Origin of the sequence: Streptacidiphilus sp. MAP5-3 (genome assembly GCF_041262505.1) — a bacterium.
Taxonomy (GTDB): Bacteria; Actinomycetota; Actinomycetes; order Streptomycetales; family Streptomycetaceae; genus Streptacidiphilus.
In genome coordinates this window covers 1-14,237 of sequence record NZ_JBGCCL010000014.1, presented here as the reverse complement: position 1 = coordinate 14,237, position 14,237 = coordinate 1, and the positions used below count along the sequence as shown (strand labels likewise).

Sequence of the window (14,237 nt, the reverse complement as noted above, 5' to 3'; positions counted from 1 at the left end):
AACGGCCCGTATGCGGACGTTCGAAAGATTGCTCGGTCGCAGACATATTTCTGTTACTGATGGGTATCGCAACCGGCGGAAAACGCCTACGCTTCCGCCATGACTGACATCAGCACCGACAGCAGCACTGCCGTCGCAGGCAATCCGGTAGCCACTCCCGGCGCGCGGAGCGTCGCCGACGCGGTGCCGGAGGAGCTGGTCAAGCGGCTGGTCGGCGCGGTGGTGACCGGGGCCGAGCCGACCATCGCCACCTCGCGCTGCCCGTTCACGGGCGACGTGCTCGCGGAGATCCCCGAGTCCTCGCCCGCCGACGTGGCCTCGGCCTTCGTCCGCGCCCGTGCCGCGCAGAAGGACTGGGTCAGGAAGCCGGTCCGCGAGCGTGCCGCGGTCCTGCTGCGCTTCCACGACCTGGTGCTGCAGCACAAGGACGAGCTGCTCGACCTGATCCAGGTGGAGACCGGCAAGGCCCGCGCCCACGCCTTCGAGGAGGTGCTCGCCTCCGCGATCGAGGCGCGCCACTACGGCCGGGCGGGCGCCAGGTACCTCAAGCCGCGCCGTCGCGGCGGCGTCTTCCCGATGCTCACGCAGGTGCTGGAGCTGCGTCAGCCCAAGGGCGTCATCGGGCAGATCTCGCCGTGGAACTACCCGCTGGCGCTGTTCACCGGAGACGCCGTCCCCGCTTTCGTCGCGGGTAACGCGGTCGTCACCAAGCCGGACACGCAGACCGCGCTCACCGCGTTGCGCGCCCGCGAGCTGATGATCGAGGCCGGTCTGCCGGGCGAGCTCTGGCAGATCGTCATCGGCGACGGCCCCGTCGTCGGCCCCGAGGTGGTCGCCCACGCCGACTACGTCTCCTTCACCGGCTCCACTCGCACCGGCCGCGACGTCGCGACCCGCGCCGCCGCGCGCCTGATCGGCGCGTCGATGGAGCTGGGCGGCAAGAACGCGATGCTGGTCCTTGCCGACGCGGATCTGGACAAGGCCGCCGAGGGGGCGGTCCGTGCCTGCTTCTCCTCGGCCGGGCAGCTGTGCATCTCCATCGAGCGGATGTACATCGCCTCGTCGATCGCCGACGCCTTCCTTGCGAAGTTCGTCGCCCGCACCAAGGCGCTCAAGCTCGGCAACAGCCTTTCCTGGGGCGCCGACATGGGCTCCCTGGTCTCCCAGCGCCAGCTCGACACGGTCACCCGCCACATCGAGGAGGCCGTCAAGAACGGCGTCACGGTGCTGGCCGGCGGCAAGCCGCGGCCGGACGTCGGCCCGCTCTTCTACGAGCCGACGATCCTCGAGGGCGTAACCGACGAGAGCGCGGTCTGCGGCGAGGAGACCTTCGGGCCGGTCGTCTCGATCTACCGCTTCGACGACGAGGACGACGCGATCAACCGGGCCAACGGCACCAGCTACGGCCTCAACTCCAGTGTCTGGAGCAAGGATCTGCGTCGCGCCCGCTCGATCGCGGCCCGGCTGCACACCGGCACGGTCAACGTCAACGAGGGCTACGCGCCCGCGTATGCGAGCGTCGCGGCACCGATGGGCGGCATGGGCGACTCCGGCATCGGCCGCCGCCACGGCGCGGAAGGCATCTGGAAGTACACCGAGGTGCAGACCGTCGCGGTGCAGCGCCTGATCCAGATGACGCCGTCCTTCGGGATGGACGACGAGGGCTACGCGAAGCTCATGGGCAAGGCCCTCGGCACGCTCAAGGCCTTGCGGTTCAAGTGACCTGACGCCCTTTCGGGCGGCAGGCAGAACGAACGAGCAGTCAGTCACGTCAGTCAGTCAAGTCAGGCAGTTCAGACAGTTCAGTCAGTCAGTAGAACCGGCGGAGTCGGCGGAAGGCAGGGCGCGTCAGATGAGTTCCGAGGTGCAGGCGGACGGAGCGCCGGAGCAGCCGGTCGCGGAGCAGGGCTACGACTACGACGTCGTGATCGTCGGCTCCGGCTTCGGCGGATCGGTCTCGGCGCTGCGGCTGACCGAGAAGGGTTACAAGGTCGCGGTGCTGGAGGCCGGTCGCCGGTTCACCGCCGAGACGTTGCCGAAGACCTCCTGGGACACCAAGAACTACATCTGGGCGCCCGCCCTCGGCCTCTACGGCATCCAGCGCTTCCACGTCCTCGACGACGTGATGGTGCTGGGCGGCGCGGGCGTCGGCGGCGGGTCGCTCAACTACGCCAACACGCTGTACGTTCCGCCGAAGCCGTTCTTCGAGGACCCGCAGTGGAAGGACATCACCGACTGGTCGGACGAGCTCGCGCCCTACTACGACCAGGCGCAGCGCATGCTCGGCGTCCGTACCAACCCCACCGTCACACCGTCCGACGTGCACCTGCGCGACGCCGCCGAGAGGCTCGGCTACGGCGACACCTTCCACATGGCCCCGGTCGGCGTCTTCTTCGGCGACGGCCAGGACTGCGGCGGCGCGGGCGCCAAGGTGAAGCCGGGCGACTCGGTCGAGGACCCGTACTTCGGCGGAGCCGGACCGCGCCGCAAGGCGTGCACCGAGTGCGGCGAGTGCATGACCGGCTGCCGTCACGGCGCCAAGAACACGCTCACCGAGAACTACCTCTACCTCGCCGAGAAGAACGGCGCGGAGATCCTCCCGATGACCACGGTCACCGCGATCCGGGTCGACGGCGAGGGCTACGCCGTCGACACGCGCCGCACCGACTCGCGGTCGAAGAACCCGGCCAAGAACGGCTTCCGCACCATCCGGGCGCAGAAGATCGTCGTCTCGGCGGGCACCTACGGCACCCAGAAGCTGCTGCACCGGCTGCGCGACGAGGGCGTGCTGCCGCAGATCTCGGACCGCCTCGGCCGGCTGACCCGCACCAACTCCGAGGCCCTGGTCGGTGCGATGACCAATGACAAGCGCTACGGCAAGCGCGTCGACTTCACCAAGGGCGTCGCGATCACCTCCTCGGTGCACCCCGACGAGCACACCCACATCGAGCCGGTCCGCTACGGCAAGGGCTCCAACGCGATGAGCCTGATGACGACCATTCAGGTCCCCGGCGAGGGGCGGGCGCCACGGCTGCTGCGCGCGGTCGGCCTCTCGCTCAAGCGGCCGGACCTGGTCGTGCGGGCGATGAACAAGCGCCGCTGGTCGGAGCGGACCATCATCGGGCTGGTCATGCAGTCGCTGGACAACTCGATCAACGTCACCCGGCGGAAGAGCGGGCCGCTGAAGGGCCAGCTGAGCTCCGGTCAGGGCCACGGAGCTCCCAACCCGAAGTTCATCCCGGCCGCCGAACAGGCCGCGGGCGCGATCGCGAACGAGATCGGCGGCTTCCCCGGCACCAACGTCGGCGACCTGATGGGCCGGACGCTGACCGCGCACTTCCTCGGTGGCTGCGTCATCGGCGACTCGCCCGAGCACGGCGTCGTCGACCCGTACCAGCGCCTCTACGGCTACCCGGGCATCACCGTCGCCGACGGCTCGACCGTCTCGGCGAACCTGGGCGTCAACCCCTCCCTGACGATCACCGCGCAGGCCGAGCGGGCCATGGCCTTCTGGCCGAACAAGGGCGAGGCCGACTCGCGTCCGGCCCAGGACGAGGCCTACCGCCGCGTCGAGCCGGTCGCCCCGCAGCGTCCCGCCGTCCCCGACTCGGCGTTCGGCGCGCTGCGGCTCCCGTTGCTGGCGGTGCCTCAGATCCCGCCGCGCAAGGGGAAGTAGCCAAGGAGGAGTAGCCAAGGGGGAGTTGCGCTGCCGCCGTCGCTGCGAACGGGCCGTTCACCACGACCCGCTCCGGTAGGTTGCACCGCGTGGACAGTGCGGGAAGGAACGAGTCAGGGCGGGTCGAGGCGTTCAGCGACGGGGTCTTCGCGATCGCGATCACGCTGCTGGTGCTGCAGTTGACGGTGAACAACCCCACGCGCATCACCAGCAGCGGGGCGGCGTGGTCGCAGTTGGGACACCTCTGGCCCGCCTATGACGCCTACGTGGTGAGCTTCCTGGTCATCGGGATCATGTGGATCAACCACCACACGGTCTTCGGCTACGTGGCCCGGGTCGACCGCGGCCTGCTGGTACTCAACCTGCTGCTCCTGCTCGTGGTTGCGGCGCTGCCGTTCCCGACCGCGCTGGTCTCCGACTGGCTCAACACACCCGGCGCGCGCACGGTGGCGGTCGCCGTCTTCAGCGGCTTCATGGTCGCCCACTCGCTGACCTTCCAGACGCTGTGGTGGTGGCTCACCCGGACCGGACACCTCTTCGACTCCCGGGTCGACGTCGTCGCGGCCCGCGCCACCCGCCGCCGCTTCGCGGCCGGGTCGGTCGTCTACCCGATCCTGTTGGGTCTCTCGTTCGTCGCGCCGATGGTGACGATGGTGCTGCACGGGGCGATGGCTCTCTACTACGCCTTCAACCAGCTGCCGATCCCGCTGCGCGCGGACATGCCGCCGGACGACGAGGCGGTCATCTCCGTCTGAGCCGACGGGCCCGGCCGTCGCCTGGGGCGGGGGCCTGGTGTGTGTGGTCGGAGGGCTGGGGCGTCGGGGATGGCGCGTAGGGATGGGCAAGGGGCCCCGCGGGGGAAGGCGGGGCCCCTTGCTGCAGCACACGGCGCCAGGGCTGCGCCGGTGCTGTGGCAACGACGCCGGGGGAGGGCGCCGTCGGTCGGTTGGTCGGTGCTGAGGGGAGCGGCTGTCGCGTGACAAGGGGCGCGCGCGTTTCCCGTGCGCCTGCCGCGCTTCGCGAGAGCCTGATCGACTACTCAACGTCACGCATGGCGGCTGGTAGTCGGCCACTCCACGCCCTTGGGGCCAGCAGTCTGCCGACAGTCCCAGGTACGTACGGTCCACCCCCTCACCAGCATCGTGGGGGATATGGCCCGCTTGGCGCAACCAGTTCGACATACTTTGGGCGACTCGTTTTTCGTCACGCTCCGCAAGGATCGGCAGCGGTAGTGCAGCGCATGACGCGCGCCGGGTGGCGCAACGCCACCCCCTCTGGCGCCCTTGAGCCGCGTCGACGTCCCCTCGGTGCCGCCTTTGAACGGCGGGATCGGGGGCGGTCGGCCCAGGGCGTCCCCGAGGCCGACCACCCCTTTCTCCGCAGTCGCAACCGGGCCGCTGTCCCCTGCTGTCCGGTCACAGCGTGGCCGCGAGGTCCCACGGCGCATGCCTCACGGCGCACGCCTCATCGCGTCCACGGACTGGGTGTCACACCACGCGTGGTCCTGCTCGCCGCACGATCGCCCCCGGAAGGGAGCTGGAGCCGTCCCTGGCGGGGACGCTGCACCCCGTACGGTCATGGGGGACAACGATTCTCCTGGCGGCGGGTCACGCGCTACCATGTCGACATGTTCCAGATGGCCTACTTCTTTACCTATGGCACCGGAGGCTCCGGTCGCCATGGTGATGCCGTCTGAACTGACGCAGACCTTGAGGGCGCCCCGGGCCGATGGCCCAGGGGCGTCTTTTCGTTTCCCGGGCCACTGGCTCCCCGGCCCCTCCGACGTCCCGACTGACCGCAGAGACGGCCAGAGACAGAAGAGACAGAGGAGCGCGAACATGACCCAGAGCCCGACCCCGGCCCCCGCGATCCCGGCCCCCGTGGCGGCGACCCCGACCGACGAGACCCCGACGGCCGTGACGCCGGCCGAGGCGCCCGCCGCAACGACCGCGCTCTCTCGGGAGAGTGCGGCGACGGTCATCGCCGAGGCGCGCGGTCGCATCGACGCGCTCGACGCGGAGATCCTGGCCCTGGTCCAGAGCCGGATCGCCTTCTCCGCGGAGGTGCAGCAGGCCCGGATCGCGACCGGCGGGCCGAGGCTCTCGCTCACCCGCGAGATGGAGATCCTGGAGCGCTACCGCGAGCGGCTGGGCCGTCCGGGCACCGACATCGCGATGCTGCTGCTGGAACTGTGCCGCGGGCGGGTCTGAACCCGCTGCGGCCCGGCAGGTGGTGTGGGTCGGGGGTCGGTCCTTCCGCCCGTTAGAATGGGGATCGACTCCCCATACCACCCGCCGGAAGGCCGCCCTGTGGCATCAGCGACCCCCGACCCTGCGGACACCGCCGTCGACACCGTTCTCGTCGTCGACTTCGGTGCGCAGTACGCCCAGCTCATCGCGCGTCGCGTCCGCGAGGCCCGCGTGTACAGCGAGATCGTGCCCCACACCATGCCGGTCTCGGAGATGCTCGCCAAGAACCCCAAGGCGATCATCCTTTCCGGCGGACCCTCCTCCGTCTACGAGGAGGGCGCGCCTACGGTCGACAGGGCGCTGTTCGAGGCCGGCGTGCCGGTCTTCGGCATGTGCTACGGCTTCCAGTTGATGGCCACCACGCTGGGCGGCGTCGTCGACAACAGCGGCGCGCGCGAGTACGGCCGCACTCCGCTGGCGGTCTCGCAGACCGGTTCCACCCTCTTCGAGGGCACCCCGGCCGAGCAGTCCGTCTGGATGTCGCACGGTGACGCCTGCTCCGCGGCGCCGGAGGGCTTCACCGTCAGCGCGTCCACGAGCGTCGTCCCGGTGGCCGCGTTCGAGAACGACGCCAAGCGGCTCTACGGCGTGCAGTACCACCCCGAGGTGATGCACTCCACGCACGGCCAGCAGGTGCTCGAGCACTTCCTCTACCGCGGCGCGGGCCTGGCCCCGACGTGGACCACTTCGAGCGTGGTCGAGGAGCAGGTCGCGGCGATCCGCGCCCAGGTCGGCACCAAGCGCGCGATCTGTGGTCTCTCCGGCGGTGTCGACTCCGCAGTCGCGGCGGCGCTCGTCCAGCGCGCCATCGGCGACCAGCTCACCTGCGTGTACGTCGACCACGGCCTGATGCGCAAGGGCGAGACGGAGCAGGTCGAGAAGGACTTCGTCGCGGCCACCGGCGTCAAGCTCAAGGTCGTCGACGCGGAGGAGCGCTTCCTCAGCGCGCTCGCCGGGGTCAGCGACCCGGAGGAGAAGCGCAAGATCATCGGACGCGAGTTCATCCGCGTCTTCGAGCAGGCCCAGGTCGAGATCATCGCCGAGGCGGGCGCGTCCGGCGAGCCGGTCGAGTTCCTGGTCCAGGGCACGCTCTACCCGGACGTCGTCGAGTCCGGCGGCGGCGAGGGCACCGCGAACATCAAGTCACACCACAACGTCGGCGGGCTGCCCGAGGACCTCGAGTTCCAGCTGATCGAGCCGCTGCGCAAGCTGTTCAAGGACGAGGTCCGGATGGTCGGCCAGGAGCTCGGCCTGCCGGAGGAGATCGTCCAGCGTCAGCCCTTCCCGGGCCCGGGCCTCGGCATCCGCATCGTCGGCGAGGTCACCAAGGACCGCCTGGACCTGCTGCGCGACGCCGACGCGATCGCCCGCGCGGAGCTCACGGCCGCGGGCCTGGACCGGGAGATCTGGCAGTGCCCGGTGGTGCTGCTGGCCGACGTCCGCTCGGTCGGCGTCCAGGGCGACGGCCGCACCTACGGTCACCCGATCGTGCTGCGCCCGGTCTCGTCCGAGGACGCGATGACGGCGGACTGGTCCCGCCTGCCGTACGAGGTCCTGGAGAAGATCTCGACGCGGATCACCAACGAGGTCCGCGACGTCAACCGCGTCGTGGTCGACGTGACCAGCAAGCCGCCGGGGACGATCGAGTGGGAGTGAGCCTTCGCTCTCACCGGTAGGTGCACCACCCAGGGGCGCGACGCTCTGCCGCACATCGGCAGAGCCTCGCGCCCCTGGTGTGTGCGTGGTTGCTCGTCTGCCTCTGGTAAGCGCCGCTACCGCGCGGTAGCTTCCGAGCATGACGAACCCACCCCCGCAGCCCGTCCCCATGGACAGCCTTCAGTTCGCGCTGCCACCGAAGTTCGAGACCGTCGAGGCCGAGCGGGCCTATCGCAAGGCGCGGCTGGTGACCGCGCTGCGGCTCTTCGGGAAGTTCGGGTTCGAGGAGGGGGTTGCCGGACACATCACCGCCCGCGACCCCGAATGGACCGACCACTTCTGGGTCAACCCCTTCGGCATGTCCTTCAAGCAGATCAACGCCGGCGACCTGCTGCTGGTCAACCACGAGGGACAGGTCGTGCAGGGCCGTCACCACGTCAACCAGGCTGCCTTCGCTATCCACTCCGAGGTGCACGCCGCCCGCCCGGACGTGGTCGCCGCCGCGCACAGTCACTCCACCCACGGCCGCGCCTTCTCCGCGCTGGGGCAGCTGCTCGACCCGATCACCCAGGACGTCTGCGCGTTCTACCAGGACCACGCGCTCTTCGACGACTACACCGGCGTCGTGCTGGACCGGGAGGAGGGACGCCGGATCGGTGCCGCCCTCGGCCCGCACAAGGCGGTGATCCTGCGCAACCACGGTCTGCTGACCGTCGGTGACTCGGTCGACGCGGCCGCCTGGTGGTTCATCACCATGGAGCGCTCCTGCCAGGTACAGCTGCTGGCCCAGGGCGCCGGCAAGCCGGTGCAGATCGGGCACGAGAGCGCCGTGCTCACCCGGGACCAAATCGGCAACGACCTCGTCGCCTGGATCAACTACCAGCCGTTGGTCGCGGGGCACTCGGACGCGTTGGCCGGTGCGTACGACGAAGACTGATCCTAGGCTGAACCCGCAGGTTCACCGCGGCGTACTGGTCGGGGAACCGAGGAGACGCTGAGGAGCAGCAGCCATGGGCGGAGCGCTTTCGCGTGAGCGGATGAAGCAATGGGGCACCACCTATGCGCTACTGCCCCTGCGGGTGTTTCTCGGGGTCACCTTCATCTATGCGGCTTGCTACAAGTTCACCGACCCGAACTATCTGGGCGGTCTCTCCGACGCGCAGTCGTTCGCGTCGATGACGCGGGCGCTCAGGGCCTCGAGCCCGATCGGGCCGCTGTTGAGCCTGGCGCTCCACGCGCCCACCGCGTTCGCGCTCGCTTTCGCCATCGGCGAGCTCGCGGTGGGCGTCGGCATCCTGGTCGGCCTGCTCGGCCGGGTGGCCGCCGTCGGCGGGGCGCTGCTGAACCTGACGCTCTTTCTCACCGTGAGCTGGCAGACGTCGCCCTACTTCCTGGGCAACGACCTCATCTATCTGATGGCGTGGCTCCCGTTGGTGCTGGCGGGGACGCCCTATCTCTCGCTGGACTCCGTGCTCTGGCCGAAGCTTGCCGCGCGTCGGGCCGCCGCGCCGCGCGGCGCTCGGGTGTAGACGGCCGCGAGTAGACCCGCAACCCCGAGGGCGATCAGCTCGACGGGAAGCAGGACTCGCCCGTTCACCCGCAGCACGCCCCCGGCCTGCAGCAGGTAGAGCACGGCGACGGTGACGAAGACGAGACCGCTCAGCAGCGGGTAGAGCTGCACGCGCCGCCCACCGCCAGGAGCCTTGCTGCGCCTGTTCATTGGAGCACCTCCACCTGGCCGGCACCGACCTGGAGCTCGACCGTCACAGTGCCGTGGGCGGCGGCGTCGCCCTGGTTCAGATCGACGCTGCGGGAACTGCCGACGCCGGAGAACTGGCGGCCGTCCGGCAGCTTCAGCTCACCCGCCCCGGTCTGGGCGTTGAGCCTGACCTCGGGGGCGACGGAGCCGCCCGGAAGGAGCACCTTGAGCGTTCCCGCGCCGAGGCTGACATGGGTGGTGACCGTCTGACCCGGCGCCGGCTGGACGTTGCGCAGGTCGAGGGTGGCCGCGCCCGCGCGGAGGTCGTAGGTCGTCTGCAACTGGGCCGCCGAGGCGGGGGCCCAGGTCGTATGGCTCCAGTGCTGCCAGGGGGCTGCGCCGACCACGGCGGTGGCGCCGGAGAGCAACAGGGCGACGAAGGCGAGGCCGATCGCGCGCCGCCGCAACAGGCCGCTGAGCACCAGCCCGAGACCGACCACCACGAGCGCCGAGGCCGTGACGGCGAGGGCGTTGACATGGTGCGGGGCCTGGGCCGCGTAGACGGCTCCTGCGGTGCCGGCTGCCAGCACCAGGACGGCCAGCCCCCAGGGCCCGCGCACCCGGCGTCGCCGCTCCGGCTCGGCCGCGCCCCCGGCAGACTCGAAGGGTTCGAAGGACTCGAAGGGCGGCAGCGGAGCGAGCGGCTCGGTGGGTTCCGTCAACAGCTCACCGGGGACGGCGTCCGTCGGGGGATGCGGCGGCTTCGCCAGGGAGACCGGTTCACCCGGGGGCGGAGTCGTGGTGGTCTTCAGCAGTGTGTCCGTCCGCTGCCACCAGTTCGGGGTGGCCGGAGCCGGCTCCGGGACAACCGGGGGAGCCTGCTCGCGCGGCGGAAACTGGTGGCGCTTGGGGTCGTAGCGGAGGGCGGCGAAGGCCAGCGCGGCGATCAGCAGCAGTGGGAAGACGTGGTCCTTGGCGCCCATGTAGGAGAAGAAGATGCCGGTGCCGAGGACGGTGACCAGCACGGCGCTGAGGGACTGCCCGTCGACCCGGCCGGACATCAGGCGTTGCAGCTCGTTCTTGCCGGTGCCCTCCATGGGGATCATCAGCCAGGCGACCCCGTAGATGAAGAGGCCGACGCCGCCCCACAGACAGAGCACCGCGATCACCACGCGGAAGACCAGCGGATCGATGTCCAGCCGACGGCCGAGGCCGCCGCAGACGCCCGTGACCACGCGGTGGCTGGCACTGCGTTCCAGCGGCGGCCGGGAGCTCGCGGGCTCCTGGTCGGCACCGGGTGCGGCGTCGCCGTCCGGCGGGGGCGGGATGCTGGTCGTGGGATCCATGCCCCCATCCTGCTGGTCGTCAGCGCCCGTGCCCATCCGTCATCTCCCTGGTCGAACCCTGAGATCAACCCTGACACAGCCCGACTCCGGAACCAGGGCGACCATCGGGGTCGACCCTGATGCTTTTCTCACCCGTGCCGTGTGACGATCGAACCGTGGCAAGCAGCGACCTCATCTCCGACCGCCCGGACGCCCGGCCCGACGCAGTCGGCCAGCCCGGCACGCCGGTCCGCAAGCTGTACCGCCGTCCCGAGGGGCGCGTGGTCGGCGGCGTGGCCAGCGGGCTCGCCGCGCACCTGGGCATCCCGGTGCTCTGGGTCCGCGCCGCGTTCGTGGTGCTGACACTGGGTCAGGGGCTGGGCCTGGTGCTGTACGCCGCGTTCTGGTTCGTGGTGCCGATGGGTCGGGCCGTTGCCGGGGGGCCGGGTCGGCCCGCCGGGGCAGCCGAGGCGGGCGAGGCAGGCGAGACGGGTGAGTCCGTCCGGGCCGGGCGGTCGCGGGGCGTGATCGGCCGGGCCAGACGCTCGCTCCAGCAGTTGTTCCAGGGGGACTCCGCCGCCGGGGGCCCGGCGGCGGAGGAGGGCGGCGCGGCGTCCGGGCGGCCCCAGGCCGACAACGACCGGGGTCGGCTGCTCGCGCTGGTCGCCGTGCTGGCGGGTGTGCTGGTGCTGATCAACGTGCTCACGGCCGGCCAGGACGACCCGTACTTCTGGCCGGTGCTGATCTCCGGAGCCGGTGTCGCCCTGGTCTGGCGGCAGGTCGACGACGCCCGCTGGGCACGCTGGTTCTCGCTGGACGACAGCAGCGGCGGCGCGCTGACGCTGCGGCTGGGGGCGGGCGTCGTCCTGGTCGCCGCCGGTGTGGTCAGCTTCCTCGTCGTCTCCGGCTCGCTGGCCGAGTTCGGCAAGGTCATGCAGGCCGTGCTGGTCGTGCTGGCCGGGGTGCTGCTGTTGGCCGGCCCCTATCTGCTGCGGATGTGGCAGGACCTGGCAACCGAACGCCGCGAGCGCATCCGCGCCCAGGAGCGGGCCGAGGTCGCCGCCCATATCCACGACTCCGTGCTGCACACACTGACCCTCATCCTCCGCCACGCCGACAACCCGAAGGAGGTCGCCCGGCTGGCCCGGGCCCAGGAGCGCGACCTGCGCCAGTGGCTCTACCGCTCCGGCGATCCGGCGGACGACGACACCCCGGACACCCTGGCCGAGTCGGTCCGCAAGGTCGCCGCCGACGTGGAGGACCTGCACGGCGTCCCCGTCGAGGTCATCTGCGTCGGCGACGCGCCCATGGACGAACGGCTCGGCGCCCAGCTCCAGGCCGCACGGGAGGCCATGGTCAACGCCGCCAAGTACGGTGGCGGTGAACCGGTCTCGGTCTACGCCGAGGTCGAGGGCAGTACGGTGTGGGTGTTCGTTCGTGACCGCGGTCCCGGGTTCGATCTGGACGCGGTGCCGGAGGACCGGATGGGCGTGCGCGGCTCGATCATCGGGCGGATGCAGCGCAACGGCGGCCACGCCCGGGTGCGCCCGGCCCCTGCGGGCGGCACGGAGGTTGAGCTGGAGATGGAGAGGGCGACGAACGGATGAGCGCGAACACGAACGCGGAACGACCTCAGGCGCGAGTGGTCCTGGTGGACGACCACCGGATGTTCCGCACGGGTGTCCGGGCGGAGATCGGCCAGACCGAGCGGACCAACGTCGACGTGGTGGGCGAGGCCGCCGATGTCGATCAGGCCGTCACGGTGGTCACCTCGACCATGCCGGACGTGGTGCTGCTCGATGTTCACCTCCCCGGCGGCGGTGGGGTGGAGGTGCTGCGGCGCTGCGCATCGCTCGAGGGCGTCAAGTTCCTGGCGTTGTCGGTCTCCGACGCGGCGGAGGACGTCATCGGCGTGATCCGCGGCGGCGCGCGGGGTTACGTCACCAAGACGATCACGGGCACCGATCTGGTCGACGCCATCTTCCGGGTCCGCGAGGGCGATGCGGTCTTCTCGCCCAGGCTCGCCGGCTTCGTGCTGGACGCGTTCGCGGCCACCGACACCCCGCCGGTCGACGAGGACCTGGACCGGCTGACGCAGCGCGAGCGCGAGGTGCTCCGCCTGATCGCGCGCGGGTACGCGTACAAGGAGATCGCCAAGCAGCTCTACATCTCGGTGAAGACGGTGGAGAGCCATGTCTCGGCGGTGCTGCGCAAGCTGCAGTTGAGCAACCGTCACGAACTCACCCGGTGGGCCACGGCACGTCGGCTCGTCTGAGGCGCGGTCGGAGGGCGCGGTCAGGGCCGGACGGCGCCGACGATGGGCATCTCGTCGACCGGCGCGTACTCCACGGCCGCGCCGGGGTGCGGAGCGTGGATGATCTCGCCGCCGCCGACATACATGCCCACATGGCTGACGCCGGAGTAGTAGAAGACCAGGTCGCCGGGCTGGAGGTCGCTGACGGGGATCCGCGTCCCCGTGTCGATCTGCTCGTAGGTGGTGCGCGGCAGCGCCACACCCGCTGCGGCCCAGGCGGCTTGGACCAGGCCCGAGCAGTCGTAGGAGTTCGGTCCGGTCGCGCCCCAGACGTAGGGCTTGCCCAACTGCGCCCGGGCGAAGGCCACGGCAGCTGCGGCCCGGCCCGAGGCGGGGATGTCGGCGAGGCCGGGCGGGGTGGTCGTGGTGCCGCCGGTCTGGGTGACGGTGGCGAGTGATGCGGCAGTCAGGGTGTTGAGCAGGGCCTGGGCGGCGCCGAGCTTCTCCTGGATCTGGGCCTTGGCCGCGGCCAGCCGGGTCTCCTCGGCCTTCAGGGCCGCGAGCCTGGAGTCGGCGGCGGCGCGCTCCGAGCGGAGCGTCCGTGATTCGGTGGCGAGTTGCTGCAGCAGGTCCGACTGCGAGGCGAGGGCCTGGGAGAGGTCGCCGGCGCGCTGGAGGTAGTCCTCGGGGTCGGCGGAGAGCAGCAGTTGCAGCTGCGGGTCCATGGCGCCGTTGCGGTACTGCGTGGCGGCCATCTGATCGAGCCCGCTGGTCAGTCGGTTGAGCCGGCTGTCGGTGCGGGCGGCCTCCTGTTCCCACTGCCCGGCCTGGGCCTGCAGTTGCTGGGCCGCGGCGACTGCGCCGTCGTACTGCTGGGTGGCCTGCTCGGCCTGCTGGTAGAGCTCGCCCACTTGGGCCTTGACCTGGTTCGGGGTCGGCTTCGGGTCCGCGTGGCCCGGCTGGGTCAGCGCCACCACGGAGGCGGCTGCGGCCGTCACCAGCGTGGCGGCGGTGCGGACAGCCGGTCCGGCCAGCGGTGAGGTCCGGGGTTTTCGATGCTTCTGGTGTGACGCCACGAGGGCGTTCCCTTCTCCCGAGGTGGTTGGAGCGCGACGCTAGCCCGCTGGGAGTGGTGGGCACCGTGTGGTTGACGAGGCTGGTCGGAAGACGACGGAAGGAGCGGCTCCGATCGTCCGGTCGTGGTCGATGGCGTGTGTCTTTCGACCGTATGACGACTGGTCAGGCGATCAGTCGGATCAGTCCGACGATCGGACTTTGCCTCGCTAGTAGATTGTCGCAGCTTAATTTCGCTGTGTGGTGGGGTAGAGGTGGCGTAGTTTCACGCGTGCGTCGTCGGTGGTGAAGTGCCAGTCGACTT

Annotated in this window: 12 protein-coding genes; 9 read left to right on the top strand and 3 right to left on the bottom strand. The window is 70.6% G+C overall.

The features are described from left to right. Window positions 1-99 precede the first annotated feature (99 nt). The 7 genes from ABH928_RS21045 (at window position 100) to ABH928_RS21015 (ending at window position 9,110) form a co-directional block, all read left to right on the top strand. A complete protein-coding gene (locus ABH928_RS21045) occupies window positions 100-1,722 on the top strand; it encodes a succinic semialdehyde dehydrogenase (protein ID WP_370068719.1) in 1,623 nt (540 codons plus the stop codon). Between the two features lie 130 nt (window positions 1,723-1,852). Continuing rightward, complete coding sequence (locus tag ABH928_RS21040) at window positions 1,853-3,676, top strand: GMC family oxidoreductase N-terminal domain-containing protein (protein ID WP_370068717.1); 1,824 nt, start codon at window positions 1,853-1,855, stop codon at window positions 3,674-3,676. A gap of 89 nt (window positions 3,677-3,765) precedes the next feature. Further along, a complete protein-coding gene (locus ABH928_RS21035) occupies window positions 3,766-4,431 on the top strand; it encodes a TMEM175 family protein (RefSeq protein ID WP_370068715.1) in 666 nt (221 codons plus the stop codon). 1,083 nt (window positions 4,432-5,514) lie between these two features. Further along, window positions 5,515-5,886, top strand: a complete 372-nt coding sequence (locus tag ABH928_RS21030; RefSeq protein ID WP_370068713.1) for a chorismate mutase — start codon at window positions 5,515-5,517, stop codon at window positions 5,884-5,886. Window positions 5,887-5,985: 99 nt separating this feature from the next. Then, window positions 5,986-7,581 carry a glutamine-hydrolyzing GMP synthase gene (gene guaA, locus ABH928_RS21025; RefSeq protein ID WP_370068711.1) on the top strand — a complete coding sequence of 532 codons (1,596 nt, stop codon included), beginning with the start codon at window positions 5,986-5,988 and terminating at the stop codon, window positions 7,579-7,581. A gap of 139 nt (window positions 7,582-7,720) precedes the next feature. Continuing rightward, window positions 7,721-8,518, top strand: a complete 798-nt coding sequence (locus ABH928_RS21020) for a class II aldolase/adducin family protein (RefSeq protein ID WP_370068709.1) — start codon at window positions 7,721-7,723, stop codon at window positions 8,516-8,518. Between the two features lie 73 nt (window positions 8,519-8,591). Then, window positions 8,592-9,110 (top strand): TQO small subunit DoxD, encoded by a 519-nt coding sequence (locus tag ABH928_RS21015; protein WP_370068707.1) that lies wholly within the window; start codon window positions 8,592-8,594, stop codon window positions 9,108-9,110. Here ABH928_RS21015 and ABH928_RS21010 read toward each other — a convergent pair. Both ABH928_RS21010 and ABH928_RS21005 read right to left on the bottom strand, forming a co-directional pair. Next, window positions 9,032-9,301: a hypothetical protein gene (locus tag ABH928_RS21010; RefSeq protein WP_370068705.1), complete on the bottom strand. Its 270-nt coding sequence runs from the start codon at window positions 9,299-9,301 to the stop codon at window positions 9,032-9,034. The two genes, ABH928_RS21015 and ABH928_RS21010, sit on opposite strands and share 79 nt — an antisense overlap. Further along, window positions 9,298-10,626, bottom strand: coding sequence for a PspC domain-containing protein (locus tag ABH928_RS21005; protein ID WP_370068703.1), 1,329 nt, complete (start codon window positions 10,624-10,626; stop codon window positions 9,298-9,300). The genes ABH928_RS21010 and ABH928_RS21005 overlap by 4 nt, the downstream gene beginning before the upstream one ends. Window positions 10,627-10,781: 155 nt before the next feature. On the opposite strand from ABH928_RS21005, the gene ABH928_RS21000 reads away from it, so the two are divergent. Next, window positions 10,782-12,212, top strand: a complete 1,431-nt coding sequence (locus ABH928_RS21000; protein ID WP_370068701.1) for a PspC domain-containing protein — start codon at window positions 10,782-10,784, stop codon at window positions 12,210-12,212. Then, a complete protein-coding gene (locus ABH928_RS20995; protein ID WP_370068699.1) occupies window positions 12,209-12,880 on the top strand; it encodes a LuxR C-terminal-related transcriptional regulator in 672 nt (223 codons plus the stop codon). Before ABH928_RS21000 ends, ABH928_RS20995 begins: the two co-directional genes overlap by 4 nt. A 20-nt stretch (window positions 12,881-12,900) precedes the next feature. On the opposite strand, the gene ABH928_RS20990 is transcribed toward ABH928_RS20995, so the two are convergent. Further along, window positions 12,901-13,935 carry an NlpC/P60 family protein gene (locus ABH928_RS20990; RefSeq protein ID WP_370068697.1) on the bottom strand — a complete coding sequence of 345 codons (1,035 nt, stop codon included), beginning with the start codon at window positions 13,933-13,935 and terminating at the stop codon, window positions 12,901-12,903. Window positions 13,936-14,237 lie beyond the last annotated feature (302 nt).